General features: G+C 37.4%; 13 protein-coding genes. All 13 read right to left on the bottom strand.

Annotated elements, in window-relative coordinates; all coding sequences use genetic code 11:
- Positions 1 to 67 precede the first annotated feature (67 nt).
- A complete protein-coding gene (locus tag BM000_RS00285; RefSeq protein ID WP_091493416.1) occupies positions 68 to 841 on the bottom strand; it encodes a CheR family methyltransferase in 774 nt (257 codons plus the stop codon).
- Between the two features lie 79 nt (positions 842 to 920).
- On the bottom strand, positions 921 to 1,895 hold the full coding sequence (locus tag BM000_RS00280) for a polyprenyl synthetase family protein (protein WP_091493413.1): 975 nt from the start codon (positions 1,893 to 1,895) through the stop codon (positions 921 to 923).
- A gap of 46 nt (positions 1,896 to 1,941) precedes the next feature.
- Complete coding sequence (locus BM000_RS00275; RefSeq protein ID WP_091493410.1) at positions 1,942 to 2,628, bottom strand: heptaprenyl diphosphate synthase component 1; 687 nt, start codon at positions 2,626 to 2,628, stop codon at positions 1,942 to 1,944.
- Positions 2,629 to 2,677: 49 nt separating this feature from the next.
- Positions 2,678 to 2,884 (bottom strand): trp RNA-binding attenuation protein MtrB, encoded by a 207-nt coding sequence (gene mtrB / locus BM000_RS00270; RefSeq protein WP_091493407.1) that lies wholly within the window; start codon positions 2,882 to 2,884, stop codon positions 2,678 to 2,680.
- A gap of 93 nt (positions 2,885 to 2,977) precedes the next feature.
- Positions 2,978 to 3,250 (bottom strand): HU family DNA-binding protein, encoded by a 273-nt coding sequence (locus tag BM000_RS00265; protein ID WP_067836543.1) that lies wholly within the window; start codon positions 3,248 to 3,250, stop codon positions 2,978 to 2,980.
- Positions 3,251 to 3,843: 593 nt separating this feature from the next.
- The gene (gene spoIVA / locus BM000_RS00260; RefSeq protein WP_091493402.1) at positions 3,844 to 5,322 is read right to left on the bottom strand and encodes a stage IV sporulation protein A; all 1,479 of its coding nucleotides are present in this window, start codon (positions 5,320 to 5,322) and stop codon (positions 3,844 to 3,846) included.
- Between the two features lie 455 nt (positions 5,323 to 5,777).
- Complete coding sequence (locus tag BM000_RS00255) at positions 5,778 to 6,038, bottom strand: stage VI sporulation protein F (RefSeq protein WP_091493399.1); 261 nt, start codon at positions 6,036 to 6,038, stop codon at positions 5,778 to 5,780.
- A 62-nt stretch (positions 6,039 to 6,100) separates the two neighbouring features.
- On the bottom strand, positions 6,101 to 7,144 hold the full coding sequence (locus tag BM000_RS00250) for an NAD(P)H-dependent glycerol-3-phosphate dehydrogenase (RefSeq protein WP_091493397.1): 1,044 nt from the start codon (positions 7,142 to 7,144) through the stop codon (positions 6,101 to 6,103).
- Positions 7,145 to 7,156: 12 nt separating this feature from the next.
- A complete protein-coding gene (gene der / locus BM000_RS00245; RefSeq protein WP_091493394.1) occupies positions 7,157 to 8,467 on the bottom strand; it encodes a ribosome biogenesis GTPase Der in 1,311 nt (436 codons plus the stop codon).
- A gap of 195 nt (positions 8,468 to 8,662) precedes the next feature.
- On the bottom strand, positions 8,663 to 9,229 hold the full coding sequence (locus BM000_RS00240; protein WP_091493392.1) for a YphA family membrane protein: 567 nt from the start codon (positions 9,227 to 9,229) through the stop codon (positions 8,663 to 8,665).
- 352 nt (positions 9,230 to 9,581) lie between these two features.
- Complete coding sequence (gene rpsA / locus BM000_RS00235) at positions 9,582 to 10,724, bottom strand: 30S ribosomal protein S1 (RefSeq protein ID WP_091493389.1); 1,143 nt, start codon at positions 10,722 to 10,724, stop codon at positions 9,582 to 9,584.
- 89 nt (positions 10,725 to 10,813) lie between these two features.
- The gene (locus BM000_RS00230; protein WP_091493387.1) at positions 10,814 to 11,401 is read right to left on the bottom strand and encodes a lysophospholipid acyltransferase family protein; all 588 of its coding nucleotides are present in this window, start codon (positions 11,399 to 11,401) and stop codon (positions 10,814 to 10,816) included.
- Entirely contained in the window at positions 11,402 to 12,082 is a 681-nt protein-coding gene (gene cmk, locus BM000_RS00225) for a (d)CMP kinase (protein WP_091493384.1), read from the bottom strand.
- Between the last annotated feature and the right edge of the window lie 2 nt (positions 12,083 to 12,084).

Below are 12,084 nucleotides of genomic sequence, written 5' to 3'. Positions count from 1 at the left end.
ATTATAAGATTTGTTTCTTATTTGAGAAACTTAAATTAAATAACGATAGCTAAATTAACCATCGTTCTCATCCATTTTTTTGATAGAAAAAAGTATCGAGTACTTTAAAATTGAATTTTTCAGGGTTGAAAATTTGTTCCGTACTTCCAACAAAGAAAACACCATTGCCTTTAAGTGCATGACTAAACTTAGGATAGAGGTTTGTCTTTGCCTCCTCAGTAAAATAAATTAAAACATTGCGACAAACAATTAAGTCAAAATCGGTCGGAAAAGGATCAGACAGAAGGTTATGCTTCTTAAATGTTATTGTTTTTTTTAACGCTTCATCAATATAGTAAAGATGGTCTGTATATGTAAAGAATTTCTTTTTCAGTTGACTGGGTACCTCTTTTAGTGCTCGCTCTGTATAGATCCCTTCCTTAGCTCGGGCCAAAATCCTGTCATCAATGTCGGTTGCTAAGATCTCGACTTGGTTTAAATCCGTATATTGACTTAATAACATCGCTAACGTATAAGGTTCATCACCAGTGGAGCATGCAGCACTCCAAATTTTAATCCGCTTCTTCCCACTTAAAAGTAATGGTAGCACCTTATTCTCTAACACCTGCCATCTAGAAGAATTACGAAAGAATTCTGATACATTAATAGTCATTTTATCAAGAAATTCAGCTAAAAGTTGATCATCCTCAAGCAGAGCTGTAAAATATGTATTAAAATCACGATAACCTCGTTTATCACGCAGTGACGTTAGCCGCCTTTTCATCTGCACCTCTTTATATAAATTCAAATCGATGCCGGTCTTTTTTTTAATTGACTGGGTGAAAGTTTGATAATCTGCCAACCCGTCCAACTCCTCTCAAGCAGCAATCCTATCAAAGCTCTGCTGCTCACACCTGTATTTTCAAAAATTTATATAACTACTAATGCGTCCGTTTTGCTAATCCAGCTGCCATTTGAAGCAGTAAAGGTTTCTCAGGGAAATCAGGTAACGACCTGCCAACCTTAAGTGCACGCATTAGATACCAATGACTGACTTGATTTGCCTGTTCTATTGCCCCAGACTGTTTAATTAAATGAATTATTTCTCGGTCATCAGAGCCTGCTCGCGAACTGCCTTGATTAAACAGTTTGTGAACTTGATTATAAATAGTTTTATCTGATAAAGCAAGCAATGTCGGTAAGGTTAAGTAGCCTTCTAATAAATCAGTTTTGCTGTCTTTACCCGTTTGGTGATAGTCAGAGAAATCAAGTAAATCGTCTTTAATTTGATAACTCATGCCAAGATAGTAACCAAAATTGGCTAATTGGTTTTGTAATGAAGGCGGCGCTTGATTAAGCTTAGCCCCAACTTCACAACAAGTAGCGATCAAACGTGCCGTTTTATTTCGAATTTTCATAAAATAGTTTTTTACTGATTGATCAATCTGATAGCGCGTGTTTAGTTGAGCCAGCTCTCCCTTTACTAACCATGTCAAGGTAGTAGCTAATCTTCGGTGTATCGTCTTATCTTCCAATTGAGTAGCGATCTCCAATGCATACGAAAACAAATAGTCACCTACTTGAATGGCAATTTGGGGATTATATGTATAATGAACAGTTGGCTCACCTCTTCTTAATACTGCGTGATCAATGACATCATCATGGATTATGCTTGCCATATGAATCATTTCAAGTACAGCCGCTATTATTAGTACTTCATTTGAGCGATTGGGGCTGCAACGACTGCAAATGATACATAATAATGGTCGGATACGCTTTCCACCAGCATGAAGTAGGTTAATAATGGGTGTTTGAACCGTCTGATCTGTTGCTAAAAATAGCTTATGTAATAATTCGTTTAACTCATCAATATCCGCTTGCAGATATTGATACTGTTTGGGTAACTGGCTAATCATAGGTCTTCACCCTTCATTTACATTTTCCTAGGAAAGCTGTGCCTGTCTAAAGGTTGTGAACCGCATGCCACAAATTGTCAAAACTGAGCTTGCTAGTTAACAACAAGTGATCAATTTCTCTTATAAGGAACGCCACGTTCATAGCAATAGGTTTACAAGCTTGACTGAGCGAATACTTTTCTTTCTGGTCAGCAGTTAACTTTAACCGTTCATTTGTTAATTGTTGAACCCATAGTGCCTCTATCATGCTCCTTTGTCGTTCGAATGGCTGAAAGGTATTTATTAATGTAATCGCAAGCCATGTCTGCTGATTGAACCATGCTAAGATAAATAGTGCCTTATTTGCCTTAATATCTAAAAGATTTAGCCTAATTTGGCTAGCATTTTGCTGTTTTATAGCTAAAGAAATTTTGTTAAGCAAATTAAATTCATTTTCTTTTACAAGAATAGCGTAATAGCGACTACTAAATAAATCAGCTTCTAGTAAATACGCTGCATCTTCCATAGTCGCAACGTTCGTCAGCTGACTATGAATATGCAGAGAAAGCTGGACCAAACAGATAGCAACAAGACAGTCGACACGTTTTGTCTCTGTCCAATAGTTTCTTTTCGTAAAAGCGAGATAATAATCGAGCAGACCATACAAATGATCAAGGTAATTAACGTCTAATAATGCGTTCGTTCCGTTTAACTCTTGCTCAAGTCTTGTTATAACAGTAGCTTTTATTGACACCGTTCAGTTCCCCCAAGAAAAAATGCTTAACTTTTTATTTAGATTACTACTAATCGGCGCTTACTTCACCATGACTTGAAATTATTTTAGCCTTACCTTTTACTTTAATTGCAGATGTGTGATTGGTAAATTGAACGACAAGAACTTCCCCTTGATCCAATTTTTCAGCGTGATGAAACTTTGTCGCTTCACCTCTTGTAAGGCCAATAACTTGCACACCATTTTCTTCCGCCTTAATAACCAGATATTCTTGCATGCTTCCTCCACCTTTACTCCTTAATTAAACAGTTATAACAGAAAAAAGGATGCAATTTAATTGCACCCTTTTTTCTCCCTATGTAGTATAGCCTTATTTTACGCTATCTTTAAGGGCTTTACCTGGTTTAAAAGCAGGTACTTTGCTAGCTGGGATCTCGATCTCAGCTCCAGTTTGTGGGTTACGACCTTTACGGGCAGCACGCTCACGCACCTCAAAGTTACCAAAACCAATTAATTGTACTTTTTCACCGTCTTTTAGTGAATCCATGATAGATTCAAAAACTGCATCAACAGCTTTTGTTGCATCCTTTTTAGAAAGCTCGCTTTTTTCAGCAACAGCATTAATTAGATCTGTTTTGTTCATGATATTCACCTCCTCCCACATTTAAATTCATGAAGCATACGAATTTAAATGGTTCTATTCCATTTGTTCACAAATTTCGCAAATTCTATACTTCCGTTCATCAAATTTTTTGATGACAAGGCTAATAATAAACGACTTTCCCTATAAATTCAACAAAAAACATAATAATAATTAAAAATGCCCAAATTAACTAATCCAAATTTAACATTGACAAATTAATTATCTTACTAGAATCTGCTAAGATTTAGTGAAATTATCATTTATATTATTGCATACTACCATAATCAGTTTTTATATGCAAACAAATAGCGGACTGATCAGCTATTATATGAAAATCAGTACTAATTTAAAATCAACTTTTGCCTTAACATATTTAGTTTGAACTAAAACGGCTGAAGGGCGGACGAAAGACTAAGTCTGCGTATTGATATGACGAGTAGATAGTTTGATGAATAACTCCTTTCTGATAAAACTATCGTTATTAACCCTTAGTGGAGCTATGTATCGCTTTCCGTGGGCGGCTTAATGCTTATTTTCATTGTGCGAGAGTTTAGTTTTACAAAAAAACAAAAAACGACTTGAAATTCAAGTCGTTAGAGGATAATCGCGATTAAGCCACCCGATCCTTCATTCACAATTTTCTCTAATGTTTCTTTTAGCTTAAACCGCGCATTTTCCGGCATAAGTGTTAGTTTACCTTGAATACCTTCTCGGACAATTGAGCTTAATGATCGCCCGAAAATATCTGATTGCCAAATTGATAGTGGATCATCTTCAAAATCTTGCATTAGGTAGCGAACAAGTTCTTCACTTTGCTTCTCTGTCCCTATTATCGGTGAAAATTCTGATGCAACATCAACTTTAATCATATGAATTGAAGGCGCAATAGCCTTTAACCGGACACCAAATCGTGTGCCCTGGCGAATGATTTCTGGTTCGTCGAGTGACATATCGTTAATTGTTGGTGCAGCGACACCGTAACCTGTTTGCTTGACCATATTTAATGCATCTGCTATTTGGTCATATTCGCGTTTGGCCACAGCAAAATCTTGCATCAACTCTAGTAAATGATCTTTGCCTCGAATTTCTTCTCCAACAATTTCCTTAAGAACTTGATCATAAAGATGGCTAGGTGCATCTAGGTCAATTTCCGCAATACCTTCACCCATCTCCAAACCGTTAATGCGCGCGTGCTCAATATTCTCGTAATTAATAAAATGACCAACGACACGATCAACATCACGTAACCGTTTAATATCTTTAACAGTTTCTTGAATCGCCTCTTGATAGCTTGTTCTAAGCCAATGCTCATCATTTAGGACCATTACCCAGCTCGGAAGGTTAACATTGACTTCAAGTACTGGAAACTCAAATAAAGCTTCTCTAAGGACATTTAATGCATCATCCTCTTGCATACTTTCTACACTCATTGCAAGAACTGGGATATCATGTTGTTCACTTAATTCCTGTCTTAATAATTCTGTCTCCTGTTGATATGGTTTTGTCGAATTCAACACCATAATAAACGGCTTACCAACTTCTTTAAGTTCTTCAACAATTCTGGATTCGGCTTCAACAAAATTACTTCTCGGAATATCACCGATGGAACCATCTGTTGTAATGACTACCCCGATTGTAGAGTGCTCTTGAATCACCTTCCTCGTACCAATTTCAGCTGCCTCATGAAAAGGGATTGGCTCTTCATACCATGGTGTATGAATCATCCTTGGTCCATTCTCGTCCTCAAAACCTTGTGCTCCCTTAACAGTGTAACCAACACAGTCAACTAGACGAACATTAATACCTAATCCATCATCAACATTTAAGTGAACTGCTTGATTAGGTACAAATTTAGGTTCTGTCGTCATAATCGTCTTACCAGCAGCACTTTGAGGCAATTCATCCTGGGCACGCGCACGATCACCTTCATCTTCCATATTCGGTAGTACTACTTTTTCCATAAACTTTTTGATAAATGTAGATTTACCAGTCCGAACGGCACCTACAATACCTAAATAAATATCTCCGTTCGTTCGTTTTGAAATATCCTTAAAAATGTCTACTTTTTCCACATAATCCCCTCCCGATCTCCTTCAACGTCGCAATGTACGATGCCCTGACACTTAAAGTGTATGATGTTGTCCCATAAAATTATGACAGCTGATTGCAATCATGTTTATTTTTTTTATCCACTACCCAGCTGGATAATTTAAAGAAATTCCTAACCGATTCCTGTTATAAGCTTAAACAGCTGCTGACTATATAGCTTAGCGGTTGGACTGTAGCAGGGCCCAGAAAGTTAAAATATATTAGATTTGGTCTTGTATTTTTTTATTCTTATGATGGAATTGGATCAGATATGCCATAAATGAAGGGAATTGAAGAGAAAAAATGAAACCGAGCTAGAAGGGGCGTTCTAGCTCGGCTGACTATGATTAATACCCAGGGCAACTTTAACGTGAATGCTTGTGCATAATAGTTTATGCGAAAAAAAAAACATTGTATAAACGCTTGCCTACTACATCAACTATTTTTTAAAAAGTTGTCCCAACGCACTTAAATCTTTAGGTAAGTTGTTATTGACAATCGTTTGGACAAGCTTATCTTCTTTCTGTTTTGGAATAGGCTTATTTGCTAAATGACTCAATTGTTGAACTAAATCTCTAACAGTTCCTTCATCTGAAAAATCAGCATTTTGAACTGAATGAGCGACTTTAAAGATTTCATCGGGCTGAATATTAGCTTTGTTTTGGATCTGATCAAATAAAGCTTTTTGAAAGTCGTTCACATAGTCTCCTCCTTGATTAGCATTTTCAAGATACTATATGCTAAAAGGGGAGATGCTGTTCATCATTTAGATTGATAATGTTGCTCCAGCATTAAATGTACTTCATCGGTTTCAGTTCGTCGAGAACGGGTCATAAGTTGATCAACAGCTTCCTGAGCATTTGCATGCTTAAACAGAATTTCATATATGGCTGTAGTAATTGGCATATCTATGCCTTTTTCCTTTGCTAAATGGTAAGCTGCTTCCGCAGTACGTACTCCTTCTACAACCATCCCCATTTGGGCAAGCACATCAGCCAATGTATTTCCTTGTGCTAGCATATTCCCTGCTTTCCAGTTTCGACTATGAATACTGGTACAGGTTACAATTAAATCACCGATACCGGTTAAGCCAACAAAAGTGAGCGGGTCTGCTCCCATCGCCGTTCCAAGTCGAGCAATTTCAGCCAAACCTCTTGTGACTAATGCTGCTTTTGCGTTATCTCCGTAGCCCAGTCCATCTGAAATACCCGCACCTAGCGCAATAATATTCTTTAACGATCCACCTAATTCAACACCCAGAGTATCTTGATTAGTATATACTCGAAAGGATTCATTCATAAATAGATTCTGCGTGTGCATAGCTGCCTCCATTGATTTAGAAGAAGCAGAAACCGTAGTTGGAAGCTTAATACTAACCTCCTCGGCATGAGATGGACCAGAAAGAACAACAATTTCATCATAAAATTGTGAGTCAAGCTCTTCTTCCATCATTTCAGATACACGTTTAAATGTATCAGGTTCAATTCCCTTTGTACCGTGGATAATGGTTACCTGATGGTCAAGAACAGCCTTTACCTGCTGACAAACAGATCTAATTGCTTTAGTTGGTAACACAAAAACAATGGCAGTTGTATCAGCCAATGCTTGCTTGAGATCAACATGAGCGATAATAGAATTTGGTAACGTGACATCTGGTAAGTAAGCACTATTTTTATGCATTTTATTAATTTCATCCGCATGTATCTGATTATTTGTCCACAAAGAAACATGGTGACCATTATCATTTAATACCATAGCTAGAGCAGTTCCCCAGCTCCCAGCACCTAAGACGGCGATTTTTTCCATATGAGTCACCCCTTAACTTCTTCTTCTTGCAAAAATTTTAATAGGTGTTCCTTCAAATCCGAATGCTGCTCGTATTTTATTCTCTAAGAATCGTTCATAAGAAAAATGCATGAGCTCCGGGTCATTAACAAATACCACAAATGATGGTGGCTTAATTGCTACTTGAGTAGCATACAATATCTTCAAGCGCTTACCATGCGAGGTTGGTGTTGGATTCATGGCAACTGCATCCATAATAACATCATTTAAGACGTTTGTTTCGACACGGATAGCATGGTTCTCACTGGCAAGCTTTACTTGTGGGATAAGGGTATGTGTTCTTTTTTTCGTCAAAGCTGAAAGAAAAACAATTGGGGCATAATCCAAGAAGGGAAAATGCACACGTACTTTTTGTTCAAAGTCCTTCATTGCTTTCTCATCAGATTGAACCGTATCCCATTTATTTACGACAATAACGACAGCCTTACCTGCTTGGTGGGCGTAGCCGGCAATCTTTTTATCTTGTTCGATGATCCCAGTATCCGCATCAATAAGAGTAAGGACAACGTCTGAACGTTCAATCGCTTTTAAAGCTCTCAAGATACTATACCGTTCTGTCGATTCATAAATTTTACCACGCTTACGCATACCAGCCGTATCAATAATAACGAAATCTTGGTCATCCTTAGTAAACGGGGTATCAATAGCGTCCCGAGTCGTACCTGCAATCTCACTTACAATGACACGTTCTTGGTGAAGTAATGCATTTACCAACGATGATTTACCAACATTTGGACGTCCAATTAAACTAAAATAGATCGTATCCTGCTCGTGATCTTCTACTTCTAACTGAGGAAAATAGCTAACCACTTTATCAAGCATGTCACCTAAACCAAGTCCGTGAGTACCAGAGATTGGAAACGGTTCGCCAAAGCCCAAGCTATAGAATTCATAAATCTCTTCCCGCATCTCAGGGTTGTCCACTTTGTTTACCGCTAATACAATTGGTTTGTTAGATTTATATAGTATTTTGGCCACTTCTTCATCTGCAGCAGTAATACCTTCTCGTCCATTTACAATAAAAATAATGACATCTGCTTCCTGAATAGCTACATCTGCCTGTTCGCGCATTTGAACAAGTAATGGCTCATCACTTAGTTCAATGCCACCTGTATCAATTAAATTAAACTGAGTGGTTAACCAGTCAGCCTCAGCATAAATACGGTCTCTAGTAACACCTGGTGTATCTTCAACGATCGATATTCTTTCTCCTACTAAACGGTTAAAAATTGTTGATTTCCCAACGTTTGGTCGACCAACTATTGCAACTATTGATTTCCGCATGAAAGGTTCATCCTTTCCTTCTCTGATCTTTTTTTATATGTTTGTCTAAACTAAGCATAACATAAAGTATCGGCTCATACAGTCAATACCGATTGCTTTGTAGCCCAAGCTATACTGATCGGTAAACTAACTTATTCAGTTTAGCAAATCTCACCTCATTTAACAATCCTTTCATTAGATTGATCGTAAATCTCTTTACAGGTTCATTCGGACTAGCTTTTGGCCGCCTTTTTTTGTTGCATAATTAATCAGATAAAGGATTGCAATCCCCAAATAAATGTAGCTATAAAAAAAATTGCTTCCAAGAGGATGTTGCCAATTCAATATTTGCAAATTATAGGCAAGCAGTGCTTCTCCTAGCCATGACGCAATTAAAAAGCAAAGTACTTGATCCCAAAATTCTCTATTAGTAAAAACAACCATAATAATTAGACTTCCACCAATAAGCAACTGACTATTAACAATTAACCAGATTGGACTTGCTATAAAAATATAATGTAGCCCCACATAGCTTAAGACAAGGCACCATAAGGTAAACCCGCTCTTAATAGAGAAGCTTCTAGACCCAATTAACAAGAATAATAATAGACTTCCAAGTATGAATGGAAAACTAATCGTGAACTGAATAATAGTTACCTCGTACCGAAGGAGAATGATATTTAGTAGTAGACAAACAATCAGTAACTGTTTAACACTTTGCTTTGCACGATAAAAAAAGAACAGATAAATAATTAAAAACCAACTTAACCAATAAAACATCATTCAGTTCACCTCTTTAATTCTAAAACTCACTTATAATTATGACACATTGAGCTTTAGCTTAAACCTCCACTTTGTCAAATTCCATCCAGCAGATCAGAAAAGAATAGCGATTATAATACCCAAAAAAAGACACCATAATGCTATGGTGTCCACTAACAAGTATCCAAAAATAAAGGTTCTTCATTAAATAGCGTTGATTAAGCACATGTTTGTATGACTCCAGCAAAAAAGATCCGCTTTCTTGTGGAGTCTTCAGACACTTGCTATTTCCACAGGAGTCGGCTCTTTTTTGCTTCCGCCTAATCTTGGGAAATTAGCTTACCAACGCTATTTGATATACAACCAAAATAAATTAATCTTTAAATTTATCTAATTGATCGCCAATCATATCACTAAAAGAAAAACCAGACTCTTCTTCATCTTTTTTATATGATTTTAGTTCAGCCTGATTTTTATCGACCTCTACTTCTTTAATACTTAAAGAAATACGTTTGTCTGACGGATTAACCTCTAAAACCTTTGCACTAACCTTTTGACCAATCTCTAAAACCTCTTGAGGCGTTCCAATATGTTCTGTCGAGATTTGAGAAATGTGCACTAAGCCCTCAACTTGCGGCAATACTTCGACAAATGCGCCAAAGTGAACCAGTCGCTTTACCTCTCCTTCAACAACGTCACCAACAGAGATTTTTGCTTCAACATCCTCCCATGGACCAGGTAATGTCGCTTTTAAAGATAATGAGATGCGCTCTGACTCTGAATCAATTGATAGAATCTTGACACTGATCGTGTCATTCTCAGTTACAACATCACTAGCCTTCTCTACATGCTCATGAGAAAGCTGAGAAATGTGAACTAAACCATCAATTCCACCTAAATCAACGAACACACCAAAATCAGTTAGTCGCGCAACCCTACCCTCGACAATCTCCCCTTCTTGAAGTGTTGCAATGCGTTGCTCCTTCTGAACAGCAGCTTCCGCTTCAACAACCGCACGATGAGAAAGAATTACCCGGTTTTTGTCACGATCTAATTCCGCTACCTTAAGTGTTAACTCCTGATCTTGATAAGATGAGAAATCGTCAACAAAATATGTTTCAACAAGAGAAGCAGGTACAAAGCCTCTTAAGCCCACATCAACAACTAAGCCGCCTTTTACAATCTCTTTCACCTTAGCTGAGAACACCTCTCCACTTTCAAGCTTTTGCTCTAAATCATCCCAAGCTTGCTCAGTGTCAACTGCTTGCTTTGATAAGATAATTTCATCATCATCTAGTTTTTTTATCTTAAGCGTTAACTCATCATCCACTGAAACAACTTCACTTGCTGTTTCAATATGGAGACTAGATAATTCACTAATAGGAACAATTCCATCTGTTTTCCATCCGATATCAACCAATACTTGTTTATCTTCTACTTTTACTACTTTTCCAGTTACCACTTCACCGACTGATAACTCTTTAAAGTCTGATACTTCATTATTCATTTCATCCATAAAAAAAAGCCTCCTTCAATTTGCGACAAGAAATAAAACTATCTTTTTCTAACTTCTAACATTTCGGACTATTTGTCAAGTCATATCATTTAATTTGAGGAATTCTTTTCAATTAGCTGACGGATTGCCTCCATAATTCGATCAGTTGCTTGTTTAGCAGTCGCTTTTTCCATCCGAAGATCTGCCATTTCAATTGGTTCACCATATACTACCTTTACTTTCCTACCAATTTTATAAGGACCAATAATAGCACAGGGTACAACTGCTGCTTCAGAGCGTAAAGCAAAAAAGCCAATTCCTGATAAACCTTCTCCAAGCTGCCCAGTTTTACTTCTGGTTCCCTCTGGAAACAACCCCAGAGCCCGTCCATCCTTTAGAAGTGTAAGCGCCTGTCGCAATGCTTGTCGATCACTCATCCCACGCTTAATCGGAAATGCATTTAAGCTTGTTAGCAGTTTGTTCAACCACTTTTTTTTAAATAATTCTTCTTTTGCAAGAAAATGAATATCTCTGGTTGATGATCCGCCAACTACTGGTGGATCAATATTAGAGATATGATTGGAGCAAATAATTAGTGGGCCATCATTTGGAATGTTCTCCTTGCCAAACACCTTGATACGAAACATAGGCTTAAAAATATACCAGACAATGTTTTTGGCAATTGTATAGAATGACATTTATGCTTCCACCTTTTCATTAATAATATTAAAGATACAATTGGTAACTTGATCAATTGTTAATGAAGTTGTATCAAGCTCAATTGCATCCTCCGCTTTAATCAATGGCGATACCGTTCTTTCTGAATCAAGCTTGTCTCTTTCTGCGATTTCCTTTTCTAATTGAGCTAATGAAGCTTCAAAACCTTTACGTTTATTTTCATAATAGCGTCTTTCTGCCCGCTCTCGAACAGATGCTATTAGAAAAATCTTCACTTCCGCGTCTGGTATCACATGAGAGCCAATATCTCGCCCATCCATCACAACACCTTTTTTCCCAGCCAGTTCACGTTGGCGTATGACCATCTCTTCCCTAATTAAACGATACGCAGCCACCTTGGATACACTGTTGGTTACTTGTTGGTTTCTAATATCCTCAGTAATATCCTTCCCATTGACGATAACCTTTTGCCCACTACCGCCTTGTGATAACTCTATATCCGTATTTAGCAATAATTGATACAATTGCAATTCATCTGCTAGCGATTGTTGGCTTTCAATGGCAACATATGTAATGGCACGATACATTGCTCCTGTATCAATATAAATATAATTTAATTTCTGAGCGATTCTCTTCGCTACAGTACTCTTTCCTGCTGCAGCAGGGCCGTCAATTGCTATAGCAATTTTTCTCTCTGACATAA

This window comes from Amphibacillus marinus, assembly GCF_900110345.1.
GTDB classification, from domain to species: Bacteria; Bacillota; Bacilli; order Bacillales; family Amphibacillaceae; genus Amphibacillus_D; species Amphibacillus_D marinus.
The sequence above is the reverse complement of the archived record's forward strand: the minus strand, read 5'-3'. Positions and strand labels throughout refer to the sequence as shown.